Source organism: Pantoea sp. X-Soil-TKNS-1279, from assembly GCF_059730565.1.
This window is the reverse complement of record NZ_AP035948.1, coordinates 2312637-2338211: the sequence shown is the minus strand read 5'-3', so window position 1 is coordinate 2338211 and position 25575 is coordinate 2312637. Positions and strand designations below refer to the sequence as shown.

General features: G+C 56.3%; 23 protein-coding genes. 11 read left to right on the top strand and 12 right to left on the bottom strand.

All coding sequences use genetic code 11. The annotated features are described in order from the left end of the window. Positions 1-60: 60 nt before the first annotated feature. Together AC6I8N_RS11035 and AC6I8N_RS11030 are read right to left on the bottom strand one after the other, a co-directional pair. Complete coding sequence (locus tag AC6I8N_RS11035) at positions 61-1995, bottom strand: exoribonuclease II (RefSeq protein WP_497829055.1); 1935 nt, start codon at positions 1993-1995, stop codon at positions 61-63. A gap of 125 nt (positions 1996-2120) precedes the next feature. Next, positions 2121-4427, bottom strand: a complete 2307-nt coding sequence (locus tag AC6I8N_RS11030) for an FdhF/YdeP family oxidoreductase (protein ID WP_208723504.1) — start codon at positions 4425-4427, stop codon at positions 2121-2123. A gap of 248 nt (positions 4428-4675) precedes the next feature. Between AC6I8N_RS11030 and AC6I8N_RS11025 the strand changes: the two genes are divergently transcribed. From AC6I8N_RS11025 to AC6I8N_RS11015, 3 genes are all read left to right on the top strand, one after another. Next, positions 4676-6265 (top strand): PTS transporter subunit EIIC, encoded by a 1590-nt coding sequence (locus AC6I8N_RS11025; protein WP_497829054.1) that lies wholly within the window; start codon positions 4676-4678, stop codon positions 6263-6265. A gap of 70 nt (positions 6266-6335) precedes the next feature. Further along, positions 6336-7055, top strand: a complete 720-nt coding sequence (locus AC6I8N_RS11020) for a YoaK family protein (protein WP_036625134.1) — start codon at positions 6336-6338, stop codon at positions 7053-7055. A 16-nt stretch (positions 7056-7071) separates the two neighbouring features. Then, on the top strand, positions 7072-7968 hold the full coding sequence (locus AC6I8N_RS11015; protein ID WP_208723502.1) for a LysR family transcriptional regulator: 897 nt from the start codon (positions 7072-7074) through the stop codon (positions 7966-7968). On the opposite strand, the gene AC6I8N_RS11010 is transcribed toward AC6I8N_RS11015, so the two are convergent. From AC6I8N_RS11010 to pspF, 8 genes are all read right to left on the bottom strand, one after another. After that, complete coding sequence (locus tag AC6I8N_RS11010) at positions 7965-9077, bottom strand: CMD domain-containing protein (RefSeq protein ID WP_497829053.1); 1113 nt, start codon at positions 9075-9077, stop codon at positions 7965-7967. The genes AC6I8N_RS11015 and AC6I8N_RS11010 overlap by 4 nt on opposite strands. A gap of 219 nt (positions 9078-9296) precedes the next feature. Next, a complete protein-coding gene (fabI, locus tag AC6I8N_RS11005) occupies positions 9297-10085 on the bottom strand; it encodes an enoyl-ACP reductase FabI (RefSeq protein WP_021183118.1) in 789 nt (262 codons plus the stop codon). A 141-nt stretch (positions 10086-10226) separates the two neighbouring features. Further along, the gene (gene sapF, locus AC6I8N_RS11000; RefSeq protein WP_021183119.1) at positions 10227-11030 is read right to left on the bottom strand and encodes a putrescine export ABC transporter ATP-binding protein SapF; all 804 of its coding nucleotides are present in this window, start codon (positions 11028-11030) and stop codon (positions 10227-10229) included. A gap of 2 nt (positions 11031-11032) precedes the next feature. After that, a complete protein-coding gene (gene sapD, locus AC6I8N_RS10995) occupies positions 11033-12028 on the bottom strand; it encodes a putrescine export ABC transporter ATP-binding protein SapD (RefSeq protein ID WP_021183120.1) in 996 nt (331 codons plus the stop codon). Further along, a complete protein-coding gene (gene sapC, locus AC6I8N_RS10990) occupies positions 12028-12918 on the bottom strand; it encodes a putrescine export ABC transporter permease SapC (RefSeq protein ID WP_021183121.1) in 891 nt (296 codons plus the stop codon). Before sapC ends, sapD begins: the two co-directional genes overlap by 1 nt. Then, complete coding sequence (gene sapB / locus AC6I8N_RS10985; RefSeq protein ID WP_497829052.1) at positions 12905-13870, bottom strand: putrescine export ABC transporter permease SapB; 966 nt, start codon at positions 13868-13870, stop codon at positions 12905-12907. The genes sapC and sapB overlap by 14 nt, the downstream gene beginning before the upstream one ends. Positions 13871-13872: 2 nt before the next feature. Continuing rightward, positions 13873-15495, bottom strand: a complete 1623-nt coding sequence (gene sapA, locus AC6I8N_RS10980; protein WP_497829051.1) for an ABC transporter substrate-binding protein SapA — start codon at positions 15493-15495, stop codon at positions 13873-13875. Between the two features lie 545 nt (positions 15496-16040). Further along, on the bottom strand, positions 16041-17036 hold the full coding sequence (pspF, locus tag AC6I8N_RS10975) for a phage shock protein operon transcriptional activator (RefSeq protein WP_497829050.1): 996 nt from the start codon (positions 17034-17036) through the stop codon (positions 16041-16043). Between the two features lie 163 nt (positions 17037-17199). Between pspF and pspA the strand changes: the two genes are divergently transcribed. From pspA to tyrR, 7 genes are all read left to right on the top strand, one after another. After that, positions 17200-17865, top strand: coding sequence for a phage shock protein PspA (gene pspA, locus AC6I8N_RS10970; protein ID WP_021183125.1), 666 nt, complete (start codon positions 17200-17202; stop codon positions 17863-17865). A gap of 42 nt (positions 17866-17907) precedes the next feature. Further along, positions 17908-18135 carry an envelope stress response membrane protein PspB gene (pspB, locus tag AC6I8N_RS10965; RefSeq protein ID WP_013509216.1) on the top strand — a complete coding sequence of 76 codons (228 nt, stop codon included), beginning with the start codon at positions 17908-17910 and terminating at the stop codon, positions 18133-18135. Further along, positions 18132-18491 (top strand): envelope stress response membrane protein PspC, encoded by a 360-nt coding sequence (gene pspC / locus AC6I8N_RS10960; protein ID WP_021183126.1) that lies wholly within the window; start codon positions 18132-18134, stop codon positions 18489-18491. Before pspB ends, pspC begins: the two co-directional genes overlap by 4 nt. Positions 18492-18505: 14 nt before the next feature. Further along, complete coding sequence (pspD, locus tag AC6I8N_RS10955) at positions 18506-18754, top strand: phage shock protein PspD (RefSeq protein ID WP_497829049.1); 249 nt, start codon at positions 18506-18508, stop codon at positions 18752-18754. Next, positions 18735-20120, top strand: a complete 1386-nt coding sequence (locus AC6I8N_RS10950; RefSeq protein WP_497829048.1) for a YcjX family GTP-binding protein — start codon at positions 18735-18737, stop codon at positions 20118-20120. The genes pspD and AC6I8N_RS10950 overlap by 20 nt, the downstream gene beginning before the upstream one ends. Further along, positions 20117-21190 (top strand): TIGR01620 family protein, encoded by a 1074-nt coding sequence (locus tag AC6I8N_RS10945; protein ID WP_497829047.1) that lies wholly within the window; start codon positions 20117-20119, stop codon positions 21188-21190. The genes AC6I8N_RS10950 and AC6I8N_RS10945 overlap by 4 nt, the downstream gene beginning before the upstream one ends. Positions 21191-21402: 212 nt before the next feature. Further along, a complete protein-coding gene (gene tyrR, locus AC6I8N_RS10940) occupies positions 21403-22968 on the top strand; it encodes a transcriptional regulator TyrR (protein WP_497829046.1) in 1566 nt (521 codons plus the stop codon). A gap of 89 nt (positions 22969-23057) precedes the next feature. Here the strand turns inward: tyrR and tpx are convergent, their stop codons facing one another. Beyond that, positions 23058-23561 (bottom strand): thiol peroxidase, encoded by a 504-nt coding sequence (gene tpx, locus AC6I8N_RS10935; protein ID WP_021183132.1) that lies wholly within the window; start codon positions 23559-23561, stop codon positions 23058-23060. Between the two features lie 153 nt (positions 23562-23714). Here tpx and ycjG point away from each other — a divergent pair, with 153 nt between their 5' ends. Next, positions 23715-24701 (top strand): L-Ala-D/L-Glu epimerase, encoded by a 987-nt coding sequence (ycjG, locus tag AC6I8N_RS10930; RefSeq protein ID WP_021183133.1) that lies wholly within the window; start codon positions 23715-23717, stop codon positions 24699-24701. On the opposite strand, the gene mpaA is transcribed toward ycjG, so the two are convergent. Further along, positions 24670-25383 carry a murein tripeptide amidase MpaA gene (gene mpaA, locus AC6I8N_RS10925; RefSeq protein ID WP_497829045.1) on the bottom strand — a complete coding sequence of 238 codons (714 nt, stop codon included), beginning with the start codon at positions 25381-25383 and terminating at the stop codon, positions 24670-24672. The two genes, ycjG and mpaA, sit on opposite strands and share 32 nt — an antisense overlap. Between the last annotated feature and the right edge of the window lie 192 nt (positions 25384-25575).

Genomic DNA, 25575 nt, shown 5'->3' with positions numbered 1-25575 from the left:
TTATCGCGCGCTTTTTAAAACCTGCGCGATAAATCGCACCGCTACGGGTGATGTCAGAACTTAACTGGCAGGACGCGCCACTACGCTGCGGGTTTCCATACGCACTTCGGCGATGGTCACGTCGATCACATCGGTGACGCGATAAACGACTTCACCTTTGATCTGCACGGTGCCGTTTTCCTGGGAACACACCAGCTCATCACGCACCGCGTGGATGAACGGGGCAGGGATAAAGGCCACCGCGCCATTCTCCAGCAGACGCACACGCATACCACCACGGGAAACGTCGATGATTTCTGCGCTGAACTTGCGATCGCCACCGGCAAACGGCGCGAGGAAACGTGCGTACAACCAGTCACCGACATCGCGCTCGGCCATGCGGTTCAGGCGGCGACGTTCGCTCATGGTCACGGTCACATCATCCTGCGGGCGATTGATCGCTTCACCGCGAATAATGGCTTTCAGCAGGCGATGGTTAATCATATCGCCGAACTTACGGATGGGTGAGGTCCAGGTGGCGTAAGCTTCAAGACCAAGGCCAAAGTGCGGGCCTGGCTCGGTGCTGATTTCAGCAAAGGCCTGGAAACGACGGATACGGCTGTCGAGATACTGGGTCGGCTGGGCATCCAGCTCACGGCGCAGTTGACGGAAACCGTCCAGCGTAGTGATGGCCTGCGCATCAACGGTGATACCGTGTCCGGCCAACACGCCTGCTGCCTGTTCGGCGTTGGCGAGGTCGAAACCGGTATGCACGTTATAGATACCGAAGCCCAGCTTCTGTTGCAGCACGCGGGCGGCACAGACGTTCGCGAGGATCATCGCTTCTTCTACGATACGGTTCGCGATGCGGCGAGGCTCGGCAATGATATCCAGCACTTCACCTTTTTCACCCAGGACAAAGCGGTAATCCGGACGGTCTTTGAACACCAGGGCGTGAGTTTGACGCCAGTCGCCGCGAGCCAGACACAGACGATGCAGCAGACGAATCTGTTGGGCAATGGTATCACTGGCGGGCTGCCAGCTACCGTTGTTTTCCAGCCAGTCTGATACTTCGTCATAGACCAGCTTAGCTTTGGACTCGATCCAGGCGGCAAAGAAATGGATATCGTCGGCCAGGCTACCGTCTTTCAACACGGTAACGCGGCACGCCAGCGCCGGACGGCGTACATTCGGGCGCAGCGAGCAAACGTCATCAGACAGTTCACGCGGCAGCATCGGGATGTTGAAGCCCGGCAGATAGTTAGTGAAGGCGCGTTTCGCGGCCAGTTTGTCCAGTTCGCTGCCTTCCGGCACATAAGCGGTAGGATCGGCAATGGCGATAGTCAGCAGCAGGTTGCCTTCGGCAGTCTCTTCTGCGTACAGCGCATCGTCCATATCTTCGGTGCTGGCGCTGTCGATGGTGACGAAGTCGAGCGCGGTCAGGTCTTCACGCGTCAGATGCTCATCAATCATCTCACCAAAACCGACTTCCGGCGCTTCTCGCTCCAGGTTGTGGCGCGACAGCGTGACCCACCACGGTGCCAGATGGTCATCCGCAGTGGTAATAAATTCGGTCAGTTCGGCATAAAAGCCACGATCGCCTTTCAGAGGATGGCGACGCATTTCAGCCACGGCCCAGTCACCGGCCTGGAAATCGTGGGTCACGCCACGGGCAGCACGGCACTGGATAGCATCTTTCAGCAGCGGATGATCCGGCACGATAGACAGGCGATCATCTTTCTTCTGTACGCGGCCGACAAAACGCGTCAGGAATGGCTCAACCAGGCTTTCCGGCTCGGCACTTTCGCGATCTTTATCGGTGTGGATCACAGCAACAATGCGGTCGCCGTGCATCACTTTCTTCATTTGCGGCGGTGGAATGAAGTAGCTTTTCTGAGCATCAACCTCCAGAAAGCCAAAACCTTTTTCCGTGCCTTTCACCACGCCTTCGGCGCGCGGCGTCTGCGCGTGGAGCTTCTCTTTCAGCTGCGCGAGCAGCGGGTTATCCTGGAACATAATTTATTTAGTTTCGTGGCCTAAGAGCGGCTGACAGTTTTACGCGAATCATGCCCGCGCGGCAAGGCCAAAACAGGGTAAAAAGCCGCTTAACGCGGCTTTTTTACCTTCTGATAACCTTCAGATCAGGCAATACGTTGGGTGGGTACGGCGGCAGTTAACGCCAGTTTGACCGGCACCGATTTTGAGGTCGGTGTGCCGCTGCCGTCACCGTAGCTGGAAAGCGGGACAAGTGGGTTGGTTTCGGGGTAATACGCCGCCAGGTTGCCACGCGGAATATTGTAGGGCACCAATTTAAAACCGCTGACGCGACGGGTCAAACCGTCGTTCCACAGGGTTTCAATATCCACCAGTTGGCCTTCAGTGAAGCCCAGTGCCTGCATATCATCCGGGTGAATAAACACCACTTCACGCTGGCCGTAGACGCCACGATAACGGTCATCGAGGCCGTAAATGGTGGTGTTGTATTGGTCATGTGAACGCAGGGTTTGCAGCGTAAACGGCACCTCCACGTCGCCCAACTGCGGGAACAACGAGCTGGGCAGGGCGGCATTGCTGAACTCCGCCTTCTGCGACGGGGTGTTGAAACGCAATTCTGCGGCGGCGTTACCGAGGTAGAACCCCCCCGGGATGTCGCATTTGGTGTTGAAGTCGGCAAAGCCAGGGATGGTGGCGGCAATATGATCGCGGATCAGATTGTAATCCCCGGCCAGCGCCAGCCAGTCCACTTTATCGCTGCCGAGAGTGGCATGGGCGATACCGGCGACAATCGCGGTTTCAGAACGTTGGGTATCCGCCAACGGAATGCCTACGCCCTCAGAAGCGTGCACCATGCTGAAGGAGTCTTCGACGGTGATGAACTGGTTACCGGTTGCCTGACGATCGCGCTCGGTGCGGCCCAGCGTCGGCAGAATCAAGCCCTCATGGCCCGGCACCAGATGGCTGCGGTTGAGCTTGGTGCTGATATGCACCGTCAGACCACAACGTTGCAGCGCTTCTTCCGTCAGCGGCGAGTCCGGTGCGGCGGCTGCCAGGTTACCACCCAGCGCGATCAACACCTTCACTTCATCACGCAGCATGGCGTTCAGTGCCTCAACGGTGTTGTGGCCGTGCTCACGCGGTGGTTCAAAATCAAAATGCTGACCTAACGCATCGAGGAAGGGTTTACTCGGCTTCTCGTCAATGCCCATGGTACGGTTGCCCTGCACGTTACTGTGGCCACGAACCGGACACAGGCCCGCGCCTTTTTTGCCGAGCTGACCAAACAGCAGTTGCAGGTTAACAATTTCACGCACCGTATCCACCGAATGCTTGTGCTGGGTGATGCCCATCGCCCAGGTACAGATCACCCGGTCAGCACTTTGGTAAATGGCGGCGGCTTCGCGGATCTGCGCTTCGCTCAGACCGGACTGACGCACAATATCTTCCCAGCGAGTGTTATCCACCGCTGCCAGGTAAGCTTCCACGCCCTGCGTGGCGGCGTTGATAAAGGTTTCGTCAAACAGACCTTTTTCCCCGGCGGCAATCAGCGCGCGATGGGTTTCCAGTAGCGTTTTCACCATGCCGCGTATCGCAGCCATATCACCGCCGAGATTCGGCTGGTAATAGGCAGAGCTAATGGTGCCGGCCATCGAGGTCACCACTTCCAGCGGTTTTTGTGGATCGGCAAAACGCTCCAGACCACGCTCACGCAGGGTATTAAAGGTGACGATGCGTGCGCCGTGGTCGGCGGCATGACGCAGGCTGTGCAACATACGCGGGTGGTTAGTCCCCGGATTCTGACCAAAGACGAAAATCGCATCTGCATGATCAAAATCGTCGAGACGAATGGTGCCTTTACCCACGCCGATACTACGTTTCAGGCCGGAGCCACTGGCTTCGTGGCACATGTTGGAGCAGTCGGGGAAGTTGTTGGTACCCATCAGGCGACCAAACAATTGATACAGCCAGGACGCCTCGTTACTGGCGCGACCGGAGGTATACAGCTCCATCTGGTCGGGATTGTCCATCGCCTGTAAATGGCTGGCAACCAGCGCGAAAGCGTCGTCCCAGCTGATTGGCTCATAATGGTCGGTTTCGCGGTTGTAACGTAACGGGTGGGTCAGACGGCCCTGATATTCGAGGAAATAATCACTTTGTTGATACAGCGTGCTGACGCTGTGCTGGGCAAAGAACGCCGGCTCAACCACACGGCGGGTTGCTTCCCAGGTGACCGCTTTGGCACCGTTCTCACAGAAACTAAAAGTACTTTTGTTGTCATCGCCCCACGCGCAGCCGGGGCAATCAAAGCCGCGCGCCTTATTCATGCGCAACAGGTTACGCATATTTTTCAGGGCAGCTTTACTGTCAAGGACAAAACGGGTGGTCGCTTCCAAAGAGCCCCATCCACCAGCAGCAGCGCGGTAGGGCTGAATTTTACGTTTAAATTTCATAGTAGATGCAGGCTTATTGTTTAGGAGTTGTTATCAGGATATGACGACTGTTGGCAAGAAGTTTGCGACTGACAGCAAAAGTTGTCTAATTGATTGACTTAATGGTGCGATAGGTGGCGTTTATCGCGTAAAACGGACAGAAGCGTGAGCCAGTTCAAACTTTGGCGGATCGCCAACGCGGTGCGGTTACGTGCGATGTCGATAACTGGCTAATAATTGTACTTTCAATTATTGCAAGGAACTGAACCATGAAGCCTTTGGCCAGCCAAATTCACGCTTTCGGTAAAGCCTTGATGATGCCCATCTCGGTGATTGCCGCTGCCGGGATCTTCCTCGGACTTGCCGCCGCCATGCAGAATCCGGCGATCACCGGTGACGCCTTCGTACAGATGCAGGTGCCGCAGTTGATCATTGGTTTTATCCGTAAAGTGGCGGGCGCGTTGTTCGCCAACCTTCCGGTGTTCTTTGCTGTTGCCAGTGCGATTGGACTGGCAACAGCAGAGAAGCCCACCGCCGCCTTTGCCGCCGTGATTGGCTATATCGCCATGAATGTCGGTATCAGCACCACGCTGGCGGCCAAAGGGCTGACAGCCGCCACCACCACGCCGCAGGCGCTACAACAGGCGGGGATGGATCAGACCACCGCGATGATGACCTCAGCGGAATATATCGAGATGCTGGGCATTTTCACCTACAACATGAGTGTGCTGGGAGGGGTGATTGCGGGGCTTACCACCGTGGCGCTGCACAATCGCTTCTATACTCAGCAACTCCCCACCGCCATTAGCTTTTTTGGCGGACGACGCTTTGTACCGATTGTCACCATCGTGGTGTTGCCGTTGATCGGGGTGTTGCTGGCGTTGATTTGGCCGACCATCGGTGCCGCCATTGCATGGGTGGGGCAGATGATTGGGAAAAGCGGCCAGTACGGTGCGTTTTTACTGGGTGCCTGCGAACGGTTACTGATCCCGACCGGATTGCACCATATCCTCAATGAAACCGTCCGTTTCACCCCAATTGGCGGCATGGCGACGGTTGATGGGCAAACCATTGTCGGTGCGCTAAACATTTTCAACACCTCGCTGACTAATCCCGGCGCGATCCCGGATGCTACCGTGCGCACCGCGACGCAGTTTCTGGCGCAGGGCAAAATTCCGGTGATGATGTTCGGTTTGCCTGCGGCGGCGTTGGCGATCTACCACACCGCCCGCCCGGAGCATAAGCAGCGCGTCAAAGCGCTGATGCTGGCCGGTGCGCTGACCTCCTTTACCACCGGCATCACCGAACCGTTGGAATTCTGCTTTATCTTCGTCTCGCCGGTGCTGTATATCCTGCACGCGCTGCTGATGGGGTTGTCGTTTATGCTGATGTCGATGCTGCATCTGATGATTGGTAATGTGCAGGGTGGTGCCATCGATTTAGTGGTGTTTGGCATTCTCGGCGGCAGCAAAACCCATTGGTGGTGGACGCTGGTATTGGGGGTGATTTACGTACCGATTTACTACTACGGATTCCGCTTTGTCATCACCCGTATGGGGGTGGAAACACCGGGACGTGAATCTGACGATGAACACAAACCCGTACAGGTGGCAGCCGATGAACGTACCCGGGTCATCATCAGCGGGTTGGGTGGTGAAGCCAATATCGAGGACGTTGATTGCTGCTTTACCCGGTTGCGCGTGCGCGTCAAACAGATGAATGAAGTGGTGGACCAGACACTGATGACCACCGGTGCCAATGGCGTCAATCGAGTCAGCGAGCATGACGTGCAGGTGATTTACGGTCCCCAGGTGGAAAAGATTGCCAATGAGGTGAAAAGTGCGTTGGGTGTCGCCTGACCGGAAAGCGCTTGAGAATATTCAGCGCTGGCAGGATGATAGCCAAATTGATGGTAGTCAGGGATATACCATGCTGTTAAGCACTGAAAGTTCCAGAACTTACAATACCGACCGCCGCCTCGCTTGTACTCTGGCGGCGGTGGCCGGGGCACTGAACACCGCGGCGTTTGAAACCGTAGGTTTTTTCTCCGCCAATATGACCGGCAACGTCTCGCTGTTGTCGGATCACCTGGCAAAAGTTGATCTCCACATCGGCCTGTTTTTCCTGGTGATTATCCTGCTGTTTATCGCCGGTTCCTCCGTCTCGACCCTGATTATCAATGCCGGGCGGCGGCGTGAAATTCGTGGCATCTATGCCATTAATATCTTTATTGAGGGCATTGCCTTGCTGGTGCTCGGCGTGCTGGAGAGTTGGTTTCCCAATAACGATTCTGGCGTGCAACTGATCTTCAGCCTGAGTTTTTTGTTGGGATTGCAGAATGCGGTGGTGACGCGGATTTCAAACGCGCGCGTCAGAACCACCCACGTTTCCGGTACCTCTACCGACATCGGTATCGAGTTGGCGATGCTGCTGGATGTGCTGCGGCGCAAAGAATCCCCCAAGGATGCCCCGTTGTACATTGAACGGCTGAAGCTGCATCTGTTCACGGTGTTGGCGTTCCTCGGTGGCGGGGTAGTGGGTATCGTGCTGTTAAAAGCCATTAGCTTTAAATTGTTATTAATGATTGGCCTGATGTTGACGATGATGTCACTGACCGCCCTGCATCGCGCCCGCCAGGTGGCACGATAACCCTTGTGAAAAAAGTATGGATATCAAACAGTTAATCTATCTTTGCAATCTTGAGCGCGAGCGCCATTTTGGCCGCGCGGCGGAGGCGAGCTTTGTCAGCCAGCCCACGCTGTCGATGCGCCTGAAAAACCTCGAGCGCGAGCTGGGGTTATCGCTGATCAATCGTAGCAACAATTTTGATGGCTTCACCCCAGAAGGGGAACGGGTGCTGGCGTGGGCGCGCGAGATAGTTTCCGTCTATCAGGGACTGAAGCTGGAAGTGGAATCGCTAAAACACGGCGTGAATGGCACCCTGCGTCTCGGCGTGATGCCGCAGTGCAGCGTGGCGTTACCTGCGTTGTTGAAGGCGGTGGAAGCCCGCTATCCGCAGCTTGACTACCGGGTGTCAGCCATGAGCGCCGATCAACTGCTGGATGCGCTCAACAGCCATACCGTTGATGGCGGGATTGGTTTTTTTGAACTCAATGCCCTGCGCGAGCTGCATTTTCAGACCGCGCTGCTGAAGGACAGTGGTGTGGAGGCGGTGTTCAACCCGGAATTTTTTCCGGCGTTGCTGGAACATCAGACGCTGGATCTGCCGCTGCTTGCCAGTCAGCCTTTATGTCTCGCGGAGCCAACTCGCTATTTCCGACGTTATCTCGACAGCCAGTTGCGAGCGCGGGAGTTGCTGCCTCGGGTGATCGTCGAAAGCGCGTCAATTATGCAGCTATTGCAAAGCGCACAGGTTGGATTGGGGGTGATGGTGTCACCGTGCGGGCATCTGTTGCCGGAAATGCTGCAAAACCTGCAACGCCGCCCGATTGCGATCGCCCCAATGGGACGGCAGGCGGCGTTGGTGATTGCTGAGCCGGGCAGGGCGACGCCGCTGGCTCAGCACTTCTTCGATGAGGCACGCGGGCATTTGCCCGATTAACGCGTTTCGCCCAACGCCATCGACAGGCGGTCCTGCCAGTTTGCCAGTGCTACCGCCTGAAGCAGGGTAAATATTCGCTCTGCGCTCCAGCCCGCGTTCAACAGCGGTTGCAGATGGGCAGCACTGAACCTTTCAGGTAAACGGGTCAGCTGGGCGCTCACCGTCACCAGTGGATTGTCACCGGCAACCTCCCTGAGCAGCGTCTGTCGTGCGCTACCCGCGAAGCGGTCGAACTGGCGCTGGCAGCCGAGGATGCGTGCGCTCACCGCCTGCACCAATGCTTCATCTTGCGCAAAATGATCGTTGAGTCGCTGCTGTAACGTTGCCCAGCCATACAGCGCCTGGGCGTCATGCACCAGCAGCCAAACCGCGTCTTCCAGACCTTCCATCCCCTGACAAAAGGTGATGGCTGCCAGTTGTTCTGCGCTGGCGTAACGCAGTTCTACCGGTTTTAACGCATGCTGCCAGACCGGAGACGGTTGAAACAGCGCCGCATCGGCATCGGGTGGCGGTGATACGCCAGGGATCCAACGCACCGGCAGGCCCATGATCGCCTGCAAGGCGGCCACCACGCGCGCCTGATAGCTGACAAACCCCACTAACTGATTCAGGGTGACAATATCCGGTTCGGTCAGTCCAACGGCGTCCAGTGCGCTGATGCTGTTGGCGGTAATCAATGCCGGTTGCATCGCCAGCTGGCGTGCATATTGGGTGATTTGCGTCAGCCGGTTATTGCTTTCACGCGATGAATCAGGGCCGGGCAGCGGATTCAAACGTGCCGCATAATGATTGCACAACCGTTGCACCCCGGCGACCTGCGCCACGGTCAGCGCGGTGCTGAGGCGATCGTACAACGTCAGCGTATGGGTCAGGCTGGGGGTTAATGAATCGGGAAACAGGATTTGGCTCAGATCGCGCGCTGCCAGCAGCGCCGGCTGAAAACGCAGCAACAGCGGCTGTAACGCACTGGCTTCTTGCTGCAAACCCAGCAGAAAACGATCGTCGAGATAAGCAGCCTCGGGCACTAGCGGCGCGGCGGCGCTATGCTGCGGGCGGGTCTGGCTTTCGTAAAACCACTGGTCATGGCCTGGAGAACGCCGTTGTTCCATGGTCATTCCTTTTGCAAAAAACGGACTCGGTGTCGGTTGCCACAATCTGAAAATTCTGGGCGCACCAAAGGGCTAGCTTATCGTCGCCGAAGGGCGGTCCGGGGCAAAAGAATGATCGGTGATAATTAATAGCAAGAATGTATAAGGGGGGCGTGTAGCGGCGCGATTTATCGCGCGGATTGAAAAAGAAAAGGGCGAGCCAGGCTCGCCCTCAGGAACTTATTTCAGTTCCAGCTCGTTCATCGCGGCAATGCTGAAGCCGCCATCAACGTGTACCACTTCACCCGTGATACCACCGGCCAGGTCGGAGCACAGGAAAGCCGCAGAGTTACCTACGTCTTCGATAGTCACGGTACGACGAATCGGGGTAACCGCTTCGCAGTGTGCCAGCATCTTACGGAAGTCTTTGATGCCTGAAGCAGCCAGAGTACGGATCGGGCCAGCAGACACGGCGTTAACACGCACGCCTTCCGGACCCATCGCGTTCGCCATGTAACGAACGTTGGCTTCCAGAGACGCTTTCGCCAGACCCATCACGTTGTAGTTCGGGATAGCGCGCTCTGCACCCAGGTAAGACAGGGTCAGCAGTGCTGAATTCGGGTTCAGCATCGCACGGCACTCTTTGGCCATCGCGACGAAGCTGTAGGCGCTGATGTCGTGAGCGATTTTGAAGCCTTCACGAGTAACGGCGTTGACATAGTCACCATCCAGCTGGTCGCCTGGGGCGAAACCGATGGAGTGAACGAAACCGTCAAATTTCGGCCAGGTTTTTGCCAGTTCGGTGAACAGCGCAGTGATGCTCTCGTCTTCTGCCACATCGCACGGCAGAACAATGTCTGAACCCAATTCTTTAGCAAACTCTTCCACACGACCTTTCAGTTTGTCGTTCTGGTAGGTGAAAGCCAGTTCTGCGCCCTGTTTGTGCATCGCCTGCGCAATACCGTAGGCGATGGAAAGTTTACTGGCAACGCCAGTAATCAGAATGCGCTTACCGGAAAGAAAACCCATAGCTGTAATCCTTATGGTCATTGTTGTTGGCGGTCGCAATGATTAAAAAGTGTGCGACCGACGTTAATCGACGTGCGGATTCTAGCACGTCTCTGTCAAATGCGGTAAATCGCACCGCGTTTTCCGCGATGCAGCGAACAATCAACGTTCACGCCGCCAGGCTTCGGCGGTGAGTGCTTCACCAAAATGGCTGGCAATTAACCGTTTGGTCAGCTCGTGCAGCGGGGAGGCCAGCACATCGGCGGTGCCGCCACGTTCCACCACCTCGCCCTGATGCATCACCAGCACCTGGTCGCTGATGTGCTTCATCATGCCGATATGCTGCGTGACATAAATATAGGAGATGCCGTGCTTCTCCTGAAGTTCCAGCATTAAATTGACCAACTGCGAGCGCATGGTCATATCCAGCGACGCCAGTGCTTCATCGGCGATAATCACCTTTGGTTGCAGGATCAGCGCACGCGCCAGTGCCAGGCGTTGCTTTTGCCCGGGAGCCAGCATATGCGGGTAATATCCGGCATGATCGCGCAGCAAACCGACCTGGCGCAGCGTGGCGATAATGCGCTTCTCGCGCTCTTCATCGTCCAGCTCGGTGTTCAACCGTAAGGGGAAGTCCAGGATCTGACTGACGCGCTGGCGTGGATTGAGTGAGGTCGACGGGTCCTGAAAAATCATGCGGATGCGCTGGCTACGATAACCGTAGTCACCATACTCCAGCGGATGATCGTCAATCAGGATCTGTCCTTCAGTCGGCGCGACCATGCCACTTAACATCTTCGCCAGCGTGGATTTGCCGGAGCCGTTCTCACCAATAATCGCCAGTGTCTGTTTATCGCGCAGGGTAAAACTGACATCTTTCACCGCTTCCACATGCTGACGGCGGAATAACCCGGTGCGATAACGGAAGGTTTTGCTCAGGTTGCGCACTTCAAGCAGCGTTTCCATGCTTACTGGCCCTCCATATTCAGCGGGAAGTGGCAGGCGTAGAGATGCGCTTTGTTTCCGTTGAGACGCGGTGTCTCAATGCATTTGCGTTGTGCATAGGGACAGCGCGGCCCGAGACGGCAGCCAATTGGCAGATGCTCCAGCGAGGGAATCGCCCCGGTCAGGGTATTGAGACGGCTTTTATGCGGCAGTGCACTACCGAAATCGGGCATCGCGCGGATCAGCGCCTGGGTGTAAGGATGGTGGGGCGTTCCCATCAGGTCTTCACTTTGCGCGGTTTCTACCGTCTGGCCGCAATACATCACGTTAATGCGATCGGCCCACTGGCTCATGGTGCGTAAGTCATGGCTGATCAGCAAAATGGTGGTGTTGTTGTTCTGGTTAAGGCGGCTTAACAGGCGGAAGATCTGGGCCTGGGTGGTGGGCTCCATCGCGTTAGTCGGCTCATCGGCGATCAACAGACGTGGCTGATTCGCCAGCGCGATGGCAATCATCACCTTCTGACACTCCCCCTCGGTCAGCTCATAGGGGAAACTGCGCATAATGTCTTTATGATCCTTGATGCCGACGCGGTGCAACAGCTCAATGGCGCGCGCTTTGCGCCAGAACCACAGCCGTTGATACCAGTGACCTTTAAAGGTCCAACGTGGGATGGCCTGCATCAACTGGCGACCAATACTTTCTGAGGGATCAAGGCAGGATTGCGGCTCCTGGAAAATCATCGACACGTTATGGCCGACGATGCGACGGCGCTCGCGCGGCGAAAGGCGCAGTAAATCGATATCATCGAAACGCATACGGTCGGCGGTGACGCGCCAGTTGTCTTTGGTGACGCCACAGATGGCTTTCGCTACCAGGCTTTTGCCGGAGCCGGATTCGCCCACCAGACCGCGCACTTCGCCTTCGGTCAGGGTGAGGTTGATGCGGTCGACGGCTTTTACCGGCCCTTCGGCAGTCATAAATTCGATGGTCAGATTGCGGATATCAAGTAACGGCATTATTCAGCTCCCGCTTCTACGGCGCGACGGATGCCATCGCCCAGCAGGTTAACAATCAACACACTCACCATCAGCGCTGCGCCGGGCAGCATCACGGTCCAGGGCGCAACGTAAATCAGTTCCAGCGAGTCACCCAGCATCGCGCCCCATTCGGGCGAAGGCAGCTGTGCGCCAAGATCGAGAAAGCCGAGGGCCGCGATATCAAGGATCGCCATCGACAGGGCGCGGGTAAATTCCCCGACCAGCAGCGGCAGCACATTCGGCAGCACCGCGTTCCACAAAATATTCAGATTGCGCGCACCATCAAGGCGCAACGCCACCACATACTCTTTTTCCATCTCGTCATGCACGGCGGTGTAGATTTCGCGCACCAGTCGCGGGATCAGCGCCAGCCATACCGCCAGCATTGCATGTTCGAGGCGCGGGCCAAGAAACGCCACCACGATGATCGCCAGCAGCAGCGACGGAATTGACAGCAGGGTATCCAGTACGTGATTCATCACCGCTGAACGCAAACCGTGGGTAATGCCCGCCAGCACGCCGAGTAACAGGGCGCAGAAGCTGGCCAGCAATGTCACCAGAATGGCGGATCCCACTGTGGGCGCGACACCGCTCAGCAGACGGCTCAATACATCGCGGCCCAGATCGTCAGTGCCGAGAAAGAACGACACATCGCCATAGCGGGACCACGACGGCGGTAGCAACTGGTAGCCAAGGAACTGCTGGTCGATGCCATAAGGGGCCAGCAAACCGCCAAACAGGCACAAAAACAGCAACGCGCCGAAGCCGTATAGACCAATCATCGCGCTGGTGTCGTGGTAAAAACGCTGCCAGCTAAGGCGGAAGGTGCCGGGCTGCCGTTTTTCGGCGTAGATATTATCGTAGGGCATACCATTCCTTATGTTTCAATGGATTAAGTGCGGCACCGACAATGTCAGATAACACATTAACCACAATCACCAGGCTACCCACCACCATCACGCCAGCTGAAATCGCTGCATAATCCTGCTGGCGAATGGCGTTGATCAACCAACGGCCCAGCCCCGGCCAGTTGAATACCACTTCAGTAATCATCGCCAGCGTCAACATGGTGGAGAACTGCAAACCCAGACGTGGGATCACTGGCGGCAACGCATTATGCAGCACATGACGACGGATAATGGTAAAGCGTGACAAACCCCGCGTGGCTGCTGCTTTGACATAGTTCTTATCCATCACTTCGCTGGTACTGCCGCGCAGCAGGCGAATCACTTCGGTAGTGGGTGCCACCGCCAGTACGATCACCGGCAAAATCATATGGTTCAGCGCGCTCATCAACATTTCATGACGCCACGGTGAGTGGCTTATCCAGGCGTCAATCAGCGCAAAACCGGTGACGTTCTGCACCGGGTAGAGCAAATCAAAACGCCCTGATACTGGCAGCCAGCCGAGGGTTAATGAGAAGAACAGGGTAAACAGCAGCGCCAGCCAGAACACCGGCATAGAGAAGCCAAGCAGTGCCAGCGCGCTGATGGCCTTGTCCTGCCACTTATTACGCATCACCCCGGCGCAGATCCCCAGCGGAATACCGACCAGCAGGGCCAACATAAACGCCAGAATGCACAGTTCAAGGGTGGCAGGAAAAACCTCGCGCAACTGGAGATCGATCAATTGGCCGTTGGTGCTGGAAACACCAAAATCGAGCTGCAACAAACCCTTAAACCAGAACCACCAGGCATCAAACAGCGACGCACCTTCCAACGGGGCATTCGGGGTGAAGTAACTGAGACTGAAGCTGACCAGCGACAGCAAAAACAGCGTAATGATCAGCAGCAGCAGACGACGCAAGATATAGATGATCATGATTATTCCTCGCTGCGTTCGTCACGATAAACGCCTGCGAACGAGGCGTTGCCAAATGGACTCAGTACCAGACCTTTAATATCGTGGCGATACGCCTGCAATCGCAGCGATGACGCCAGTGGCAACACCGGCAACTCTCGCGCCAGGATCTGCTGTGCTTCATCATAACGCTCAATGCGAGCCGACAACTGTTGTGACAGCAGGGCGCGTTGCAACACTTCATCAAATGCTGGCGAGCACCAGTGTGCGTAGTTGGTTTGCGAACGAATCGCCGCACAGCTCAACAGCGGGCGGAAGAAGCTATCGGGATCGTTGCTGTCGGTGGCCCAGCCGGTCAGGGTGATATCATGGTTCATCGCCATCAGTTGCGCTTCCTGAAAACGCCCCTCAACCGGCACGATGGTGACGCGTACCCCCACCTGTGACAAATCGGCCTGTAACAATTCAGCAGTTTTTAACGGGCTGGGATTCCACGCCTGCGATGCTGTCGGCACCACCAGCCGCAGATGGAGATTCTCCACCCCCAGCGCTTTCAATTGTTCCCGCGCTTTGGCCGGATTGTATTCGGTCACCCGCGCATCATTATCATACGCCCAGGACGCGCGCGGCAGAATCGAGGCCGCCGTTTCCGCGGTGCCGTAATAAATCGACTCCATCAGACGTTCATTATTGATTGCCAGCGCCAGCGCGTGGCGGACTTCGGGGCGATCCAGCGGCGGTTTACGGGTATTAAATGCCAGATAGGCGATATTCATCCCCGGACGCAACGTCATGCGCAGGCGGGGATCGTCACGCAGAATGCTGAGCTGACTGGCGGCAGGATAGGCCAGCACATCACACTCGCCGGTCAGCAATTTTGATAAGCGACCGGTCCCACCGACACCGAGGTCAATGACCACCTGTTGTAAACGCGGCACGCCTTTCCAGTAGTGGGGATTGCGCGCCAGACGCAGGTATTGCCCGGTACGGTATTCGCTAAGCTGGAACGGGCCGGTGCCGACCGGTTCCCGATCCAGCCGCTCTTGCTGGCCTTTAGCAGTCAGCTTGTCAGCGTACTCTTTGGAGAGCACCGGTGCGTAATGGGTGGCGATATGCCACAGGAATGATGCATCCGGGCTGTTCAGGCGAATTTCGACGGTATCGTTGTCGAGTTTTTTCACGCTCTGCACCGAGTCAGCAAATTGCAGGCTATCGAAATAGGGATAGCTGCCACCGTTGACGTTATGCCAGGGGTGCTGGCGATCGAACATGCGGGCAAAGCTGAACACCACATCGTCGGCATTCATATTACGGGTAGGGGTGAACCAATTGGTGTGCTGGAAGGGCACATCTTTGCGCAGATGGAAACGGTAAGTCGCGCCGTTATCCCGCACCTCCCAGCTCTGCGCGAGGTCAGGCACCAGGCGATAGGTGTAAGGATCGACATCCAGCAGACGGTCGTAAAGCTGCGCGGCGAGGGTATCGACCACCAGACCGCTACTCGCCATTTGCGGATTGAAGGTATTTACCGTGCCGTTAACGCAATAAACAAAGCCGCTTTGACGAATGTCGCTCGCAGGTGCAGCCCAGACAGACGCACTCAATACGCTGAGACCGAGCAGCAGCGTGGGGATTAATTTTGGCATAGAACTCAACGATTCTGAGGCAATAGCGAGAGTGTATCGCAAACGCCGGGTACTCCCCAAATTAAGACGAATTGTGCTGTCTTTTTCGCCATCCCGACGGCGGGGTAATCACACCGTTAGTGTGGAAATGAGAAAAATTCTCAATTAGGGCTTTACAGATGATAATAAGAATGATTATTATTCTTCTGCGCTTCGACGGTGGCTCTACCGAAGAAGAGCACGACATTGCTCACATTGCTTCCAGTATTAAGTTGCCCGCTTCTGCGGGCTTTTTTTTTCTTCATATTTTGCACTGTAGCGGCGTTGGCTGCGGTTGCTCACCCCGGTCACATACTCAGGTATGCTCCCGGGGATTCGCGCCCTTGCCGCCTTGCTACAGCACAAAATATTTCGAAAAGCCTGTTTACAACAACGTAGCGGCGTTGGCTGCGGTTGCTCACCCCGGTCACATACTCAGGTATGCTCCCGTAGCGGCGCGATTTATCGCGCGCCTTTCCAAAACAGCGCGATAAATTGCGCTGCTACAAATCGGACATGCGCGGGAGTTAACCTTCGTCCCGCACCTGAATCCCGTGCTTCTTCATCATCGCCCGTAGCTGGTGATAGGTCACACCCAGCAAGTCGGCCGCACGGCGTTGATTATATTTCGCCTCTGCGAGGCTGCGATCAACCAGTTGGCGCTCCTGCTGATTTTGCCATTGACGCAAATCGAGTGGCAGGGCAGGCACGCCACTTTCTCCACTGACCACATCGGGCGCAGGCGTATTTCGCGGCGCAAACGGATTGATAATGATGTTATCCAGTTGAGCGTCGACGCTGTGATGGCGATAAACCGAACGTTCCACCACGTTTTTCAGCTCTCGCACGTTTCCCGGCCAGCCGTAATTTAATAGCGTCTGCTGCGCCTGTTCGGTGAAACCGGGAAACAGCGGCAAGCCCAGCTCACGGCACATCTGAATCGCAAAGTGCTCCGCCATCACCAGAATATCGCTGCGCCTTTCGCGCAGCGGCGGTAGCTGCACCACATCAAACGCCAGTCGATCCAGCAGGTCGGCGCGAAATTTTCCCGCCGCCGCCAGCGCAGGAAGATCCTCATTGGTGGCACACACCAGACGTACGTTTACCTGCAACGACTGGTTGCCACCCACGCGTTCCAGTTGGCCATATTCAATCACCCGCAGCAGTTTTTCCTGTACCAGCATCGGTGCTGTCGCCAGCTCATCCAGAAATAATGTGCCACCATCGGCACGTTCAAAGCGGCCAAGATGGCGCTTTTGTGCGCCGGTGAATGCCCCTGCCTCATGGCCGAACAATTCAGAGTCGAGCAGGTTTTCATTTAATGCGGCACAGTTCAGGGAGACAAACGGGCCTTGCCAACGGTCGGAGAGAAAATGCAGGCGGCTGGCAATAAGTTCCTTGCCGGTGCCGCGTTCACCAATCACCAGCACCGGTTTTCCCAGTGGGGCAAGGCGGGAAACCTGTTCCAGCACTTCAAGAAAGTTGTTAGATTCGCCCAGCAGGTTATCGTTGCCATTCGCCATGATGAATTTCACTATCAGTTAATCAATTTCACTACCTTAAGGGAAAAAGTGGGGAGTGTAAAATAATCAATTGCAGTCAATTCAATAAGATAAAAACTGGCACGGCTTTTGTATTAGTGATGAGCGCCTTGCGCCAACCTATGACACTTAGAGGAACATCATTATGGGTATTTTTTCTCGTTTTGCCGACATCGTGAACGCTAACATCAATTCACTGCTGGAGCGCGCCGAAGATCCGCAGAAACTGGTACGCCTGATGATTCAGGAAATGGAAGACACGCTGGTGGAAGTGCGTTCCACCTCAGCCCGGGCACTGGCAGAGAAGAAACAACTGCTGCGCCGCATTGAGCAGGCAGATATTCAGCAGGCCGAATGGCAGGAAAAAGCCGAACTGGCGCTGCGCAAAGATAAAGATGACCTGGCGCGTTCGGCGTTGATCGAAAAACAGAAATTGACCGATTTAATCGCGGCGTTGCAGCAGGAAGTGACGCAGGTAGAAGAGACGCTGGAACGGATGAAAGGCGAGATTGGTGAGCTGGAGAAAAAACTCAGCGAAACCCGTGCCCGTCAGCAGGCGCTGACCCTGCGTCATCAGGCCGCCTCTTCATCGCGTGATGTACGTCGCCAGCTCGACAGCGGCAAACTGGATGACGCGATGGCACGTTTCGAATCATTCGAACGTCGTATCGACCACATGGAAGCCGAAGCTGAAAGCCAGCGTTTTGGTAAGCCGAAAAGCCTGGACCAGCAATTCGCAGAATTGAAAGCTGATGACGAAATCAGCCAGCAGTTGGCTGCACTGAAAGAAAAAATGAATCGCGGCGAATAATTGGGCTGCCCCCGCGACCGGTTAAATGATTAAGGAGAGTCAATGAGCGCACTTTTTCTGGCCATACCGCTGACCATCTTCGTGCTGTTTGTCGCACCGATTTGGTTATGGCTCCACTACAGCAACAAACGCAACGGCGGTGCGGAGCTATCATCAAACGATATGCAGCGTTTGCAGCAGCTGACGCAGGATGCACGCCGGATGCGCGAGCGTGTTGAAGCACTGGAAGCGATTCTGGATGCAGAACATCCGAACTGGAGGCAGCCATGAGCGGAAACAGCCTGAAGGGGCGCAAGCTGTGGCGTATTCCTCAGCAGGGCAAGGTGCGTGGCGTCTGCGCGGGCGTGGCCGAGTATCTCGACATTCCGGTGACGCTGCTGCGAGTGATTGTGGTGTTGTCGATGTTTTTTGGTTTGTTCGGCTTCACCCTGATCATCTACTTTATTCTTGGCTTTGTGCTGGATGTAAAACCCGATGATGAACCGGCTGACCGCGCGCCGAGCGCCAGCCAGTTGCTGGATGAGCTGGATGACGCGCTCAAATTCGATGAACGCCATGTGCGGGATATTGAACGCTACGTCACCTCGGAAACATTCAGTGTGCGTAGTCGTTTTCGTCAAATCTGATGCTGGAGGTTGCCTTGTCTGACCAACGTTTTTCTACTCTGCGCCGCCGCGCAGCACCGGCGTTGAAGTCGGCGGGGAAATTTATCATTATCAGTGCAGTCACTTACGCGCCTGGCGGCATTGCGGGCTGGGCGGTAAAATCGGTGGCGCGTCGTCCGTTACGTCTGTTACTGGCGTTCGCGCTGGAACCGTTGCTGAGCAAGGTGTTTAACCGCCTGTCAGCACGCTTCATCAGGGAGAGCGATGAAAAGACTGCAAAATGAATTGATGGCGTTGGTGAATCGCGGTGTCGATCGTCATCTGCGCCTTGCCGTGACCGGTCTGAGCCGTAGCGGCAAAACCGCCTTTATTACTTCGCTGGTTAATCAGCTTCTCCATGTCCACAGCGGCTCCCGATTGCCGCTGTTCAGCGTGGTGCGCGAAGAGCGTCTGTTGGGCGTGAAACGGGTGCCGCAGCGCGAATTGGGTACGCCGCGTTTCACCTATGACGAAGGCCTGGCCCAGCTCTATGGCACGCCGCCCATTTGGCCCACACCTACCCGGGGTGTCAGTGAAATCCGTCTCGCGCTGCGCTATCGTCCGGATGAATCGCTACTGCGGCATTTCAAAGATACCGCCACGCTGTACCTGGAAATTGTCGATTATCCGGGAGAATGGCTGCTCGATTTACCGATGTTGGCACAGGATTATGCGGGCTGGTCGCGGCAGATGCTCGGTTTGTTGCAGGGCGATCGCGCGACATGGGCGCAGCAGTGGCGCAGCCTGTGTGCCGATCTCGATCCCTATGCTCCTGCTGATGAAAACCGGCTGGCGGCGATTGCCGCTGCCTGGACCGATTATCTGCATCAATGCAAAAACCAGGGTCTGCATTTTATCCAGCCTGGCCGCTTTGTTTTACCGGGAGACATGGCAGGCGCACCGGCGTTGCAGTTTTTCCCGTGGCCGCAGGTGGAGGACATCCAGCGCCAGGCCCCGGCAGGCAGCAACTACGCAATGTTGCAGCAGCGATTTAACTACTATTGCCAGCATGTGGTGAAGGGCTTCTACAAGCATCATTTTCTGCGTTTTGATCGTCAGATTGTCCTGGTCGATTGTTTGCAACCGCTGAACAGCGGGCCGCAGGCGTTTAATGACATGCGACTGGCACTGACACAACTGATGCAGAGTTTTCATTACGGTCAACGCACGCTGTTTCGCCGCCTGTTCTCCCCGGTGATCGATAAGTTGTTATTCGCGGCCACCAAAGCCGATCACATCACCGCCGATCAGCACGCCAATATGGTGTCGCTGTTACAACAACTGGTGCAGGATGCGTGGCAAAACGCGGCGTTCGAAGGTATCAGCATGGATTGTCTTGGCCTGGCCTCAGTGCAGGCGACCGAGAGTGGGCTGGTGGATCATCGGGGCGAAAAACTGCCAGCGCTGCGCGGGCATCGTCTTGAAGATGGCGAAGCCCTGACATTTTATCCCGGCGAAGTGCCGCCACGTTTGCCTGGCCACAGTTTCTGGCAGCAACAGGGATTTCAGTTTGAACAGTTCCGGCCGCAGCAGCTCGATGTTGATCGTCCGCTGCCGCATATTCGCATGGATGCCGCGCTGGAATTTTTACTGGGAGATAAATTGCGATGAACGATGAAACACCGTTAAAACCGCGGATTGATTTTGCCCGCCCACTGGAAAGCAACGTGGAGAAACCACTGCGTGCCGCGCAGACCTTCGACGCTGATGCCGAAGGAGCCTTTCTTGCTCTGCGTGAAGAGGAGCCGCTGGAGGAGGGCTCGGGTGAAAAAGCGGTGGAAGCCGCCCTGCGTCCGAAACGCAGCCTGTGGCGCAAAATGGTGGGGGCAGGCCTGGCGATTTTTGCTGTCAGCGTGGTGGCCCAGGGGGTGCAGTGGATGCATGATGCCTGGCTGACGCACGACTGGTTTGCGCTGGGCAGCGGCGTGGCAGGTGGCTTGATTGTCGCTGCGGGTGCCGGAGCGTTGGCTGGTGAGTGGCGTCGGTTGTATCGCTTGCGCCAGCGCGCGGAGGAGCGCGATGTGGGGCGCGAGTTGCTGCACAGCCACGGCATCGGTCAGGCGCGTGCGTTCTGTGAAAAACTGGCGCAGCAGGCCCAACTCGATCAAGCGCATCCGGCGTTGCAACGCTGGCACGCGGCGTTGCATGAAACCCATAACGATCGCGAGATCGTCACGTTGTATGCCCAATTGGTGCAGCCAGTGCTGGACCGCCAGGCGCGGCGCGAAATCAGTCGCCATGCCGCAGAAGCGACGCTGATGATCGCCGTCAGCCCGCTGGCGCTGGTGGATATGGCGTTTATCGCCTGGCGCAACCTGCGGCTGGTGAACCGCATCGCCACTGTTTACGGCATTGAGTTGGGCTATTTTAGTCGTCTGCGTCTGTTCCGTCTGGTGTTGCTGAATATGGCGTTTGCCGGTGCCTCTGAACTGGTGCGCGAAGTGGGTATGGATTGGGTGTCACAGGATATTGCCGCTCGCCTGTCAGCCCGTGCCGCACAGGGGATTGGTGCCGGGTTGTTGACGGCACGCCTTGGCATCAAAGCGATGGAACTGTGCCGCCCGCTGCCGTGGCTGGAAGATGATAAACCGCGACTGGGTGACTTCCGCCGCGAGCTGATCGGCCAGTTGAAAGAAACCCTGAGCAAAAGTGAGGGCAAAGCAGGGCAGAGTGCTAAATAATCGCTGCCTGCTCACCTTTCACACTAAAAAGTCTGTGAAAGGTGAGATTTTCTTTGTTAATTGTGATTTTTGACGGGATTAATCGTGGTTGTTCCGTTACAATTTTGCCCATCGCCTGCCTCTGACTGTCAACTTTTCCTGACAGGCCCCTTCTGAGGCGTCGCAAGTTAGCGTATTATCACTAAAATCAAAACCTGATTAAGGCCATCGCAATGCGTTTGGAAGTTTTCTGCCAGGACCGTATCGGTCTGGCGCGCGAGCTGCTCGACCTGCTGGTTGCACGCAATATCGACCTGCGCGGCATTGAAATTGCCCCGCTTGGCCGTATCTACCTCAACTTTTCTGCCCTGGAATTCGAATCTTTCAGTTCGCTGATGGCGGAGATCCGCCGTACACCTGGCGTGACAGACGTTCGTACCGTGGCGTACATGCCATCAGAACGCGAGCACCGTGCGCTCAGCGCCTTGCTGGTGGCGATGCCGGAGCCGGTGCTGTCTATCGACCTGAAATGCAAAGTCGAACTGGCTAACCCGGCAGCACAAAACCTGTTTAACCTCGACGAACAAAAGATCCGCAACCAGAATGCCGGTTCCTTAATCAGCGGTTTTAACTTCCAACGCTGGATTGAAAACGATCGCGTGGAAGCGGAAGTGCAACATGTGGTGATTCAGGGACGTGATTTCCTGCTGGAAGCACGGCCAATCTATCTGGCGGAAGAAGAGGGCCAGAGCGATCAGCCGGTTGGCGCAATGATCACCCTGAAATCCACCGCCCGCATGGGACGTCAGTTGCAGAATCTGACTGTGACGGATGAATCGGAGTTTGATCATATTGTCGCGGTGACGCCGAAAATGCGTCAGGTGCTGGACCAGGCGCGCAAGCTGGCGATGCACGATGCCCCGTTGCTGATTGTTGGTGACACCGGCACCGGCAAAGATATGCTGGCGCGGGCCTGCCATCTGCGCAGCGCGCGCGGCAAGAAGCCGTTCCTCGCGCTGAACTGCGCCTCGTTGCCCGATGACGTGGCGGAAAGTGAACTGTTTGGTCACGCCGCAGGCGCTTATCCCAATGCGCTGGAAGGCAAAAAAGGCTTCTTCGAGCAGGCTAACGGCGGTTCGGTGTTGCTGGATGAAATCGGTGAGATGTCACCGCGTATGCAAACCAAACTGCTGCGCTTCCTTAACGATGGTACTTTCCGCCGGGTGGGTGAAGAACACGAAGTGCATGTGGACGTGCGCGTGATCTGCGCGACGCAAAAGAATCTGGTGGAACTGGTGCAGCGCGGCGAATTCCGTGAAGACCTGTTTTATCGTCTCAACGTGCTGACGCTCAATCTGCCGCCGCTGCGTGAGCGCCCGCAGGATATCCTGCCGTTGACCGAGATGTTTGTCGCGCGCTTTGCCGATGAACAGGGGTTGCCAAGACCTCGGCTGTCACCGCAACTGACTGCTTTCCTGACACGCTACAGTTGGCCCGGTAACGTGCGACAGTTGAAAAACGCGCTGTATCGCGCGATGACGCAGTTGGAAGGATACGAGTTGCGCCCACAGGATATCGTCCTGCCGGAACAGGCGTTGGATGTGTCCATTGGGGAAGAGGCGATGGAAGGTACGCTGGATGAGATCACCAGCCGTTTTGAGCGTTCAATCCTGACGCGGCTGTATCTTTCTTATCCCAGTACGCGCAAGTTGGCGAAACGACTCGGTGTATCGCATACCGCGATTGCCAACAAGTTACGTGAATACGGTTTGAGCCAGAAGCGTAACGACAGCGAATAACCGGAAATGATCCCGTAACGGTGCGATTTATCGCGCGATTCTTTATCAGACGCGCGATAAATCGCGCCGCTACGGGTCAGTGCCGTGACTTAGTTCAGTGCAGCCAGCGCCGCATCGTAGTTCGGCTCGCTGGTGATTTCGTTCACCAGTTCGCTGTAAATCACTTTATCGTTCTCATCCAGTACCACCACCGCACGGGCGGTCAGGCCTTTCAGCGCGCCATCGGCAATCGCCACACCGTAATCTTCTTTAAATTCTGCACCGCGCAGCGTTGACAATGTCACCACGTTATTCAGGCTTTCAGCACCACAGAAACGTGACTGCGCAAACGGCAGGTCAGCGGAGATGCACAGCACCACGGTGTTGTCAGCTTTGCCAGCCAGTTCGTTGAACTTGCGCACAGAAGCGGCACAAACGCCGGTATCAATGCTCGGGAAAATGTTCAGGACTTTACGTTTGCCTGCATACTGAGAAAGGGTCACATCAGCGAGATCTTTAGCTACCAGAGAGAACGGTTTAGCCTGTGCGCCTGCCTGTGGGAACTGGCCTGCTACTGGCACCGGGTTGCCCTGGAAGTGAACATTCTGAGACATACGATTTCCTTTTAACGATGAAAAAATCTGACTTTTACTTGGTCAGAACAGGTATAGCCGTTGTTTATGACATATTTTTTAAGGGTTTTCGAGGGCAAATCGTAGCGGAAACTGCGCCAGCTCGCATTTAAGTGATGGATTTAAGGAGAAATAATGAGAAAGGTGAAAAGTTATCCGGAAGCCTGGCCGCTGCATTCCCCTTTTGTGATTTCGCGTGGTAGCCGCACCGAGGCGCAGGTGGTGGTGGTGGAAATGGAAGAAAATGGCGTTCGTGGCATCGGTGAGGCCACGCCTTACGCGCGCTATGGCGAAAGTGAAGCCTCGGTGCTGGCGCAGATTGCCTCAGTGCTGACGCCGTTACAGAACGGTATGACGCGCGCGGCGTTACAGCAGGCGCTGCCGGCTGGCGCAGCACGTAACGCGATTGATTGCGCCCTGTGGGATCTGGAGCGCCAGCAACAGCAGCAAAGCCTGGCTGAGTTATGTGGCGTCACTCTGGCATCGCGCATCGTCACCGCCCATACCGTCAGCATCGATACCCCTGACGCTATGGCCAGTAGCGCGCTGGCGCTGTGGCAACATGGCGCGCAGCTTTTGAAAATCAAGCTGGATAATAACTTTATCAGCGAACGTCTGGTCGCCATTCGCAGCGCGGTGCCGGAGGCCACGCTGATTGTCGATGCTAACGAATCGTGGCAGGCAGAAGGTCTGGCGGCGCGCTGCCAGTTGCTGGCCGACCTCGGGGTAGCAATGCTGGAGCAACCATTGCCCGCCGCGCATGACGCCACGTTAGCGAACTTTATCCACCCGCTGCCGATTTGCGCCGATGAAAGCTGCCACACGCGTGACAGCCTGGCAGCCCTGCGCGGGCGTTATGACATGGTGAATATCAAACTGGATAAAACCGGTGGCCTGACGGAAGCGCTGGCGTTGGCGGTCAGTGCGCGGCAGCAGGGCTTCGCTATTATGCTCGGCTGTATGCTGTGCACCTCGCGTGCGATTCGGGCGGCCTTACCGCTGACGCCGCTGGCGCAATTCGCCGATCTCGACGGCCCCACCTGGCTGGCCGCAGATGTGGAACCGTCGTTACGCTTCGCCAACGGTGTGCTTATGCCAGCGGCTGCCAGCGTAGCAGATTGATCATGGTTTCCAGATAGACTTCGGTGGCTTCGTCCACCGAAATCGGTGGCATTTCGGCGGTGATGCACAACAGGCCGATATCGTCACACCAGCTACCGAAGGAACCTGGCGTGGCATAACCGACGCTGCTCACCACCGGCAATTGGGTTTGCTGTGACAGCCACTGCGCCAGCTCGCTGTGATGGGGATCATCAATGCAAGCGAGCGGTTCATGCCAGGTCACCACCCAGCGCGGTTTAAGTTGATGGATTAGCTGGCACAACGCTTGGGTTTCCGGTTCGGAAGAGGGATGCTCTCCAGTCGACAACACCACATCGCGCTCATCCGCCACGCTATTCCAGCGATACACGGTGTCACCGCTTTGCCAGTTGGCGGCCGGGAAATTACGGTTGAGATCGACACTGCGTGCATTGGCGCGCAGCCCAAGCTGACATCCGTCAGGATTCACCGCCAGAATAACGTGATGACGGCGCAGGGATTCCGGCAGGGTACGCATGGCGCCGGACAAGGTGGCGACCGCCGCGTTCTCATCGCCGTGGGTACCGGCAATGATCAAACCGCTATCGGCGTCTGCCGCTGGCGCAGGAAACCACAGCAGCGGGGCACCCAATACCGATTGCCCATATTGTTGCCAGACAGCATCCAGCTTGCCGCGCAACGGGCGCGGGTGTAGTGACGACATAAGCAAACTTCCTCGTAGCAGCGCGGTTTATCGCGCGTGTTTTAATGTGCCAACAATTCCCGACATGACGCGAAGTGTGACCGTGGCTCCAGCCTCAACATAACGGTAAACAGCACATCAGAAAATAGCTATTTATCAATCACCAATCTGCGATAAAGTGCCAAAAGTCGCTGGCGGCGCCTCCCTTTTTCG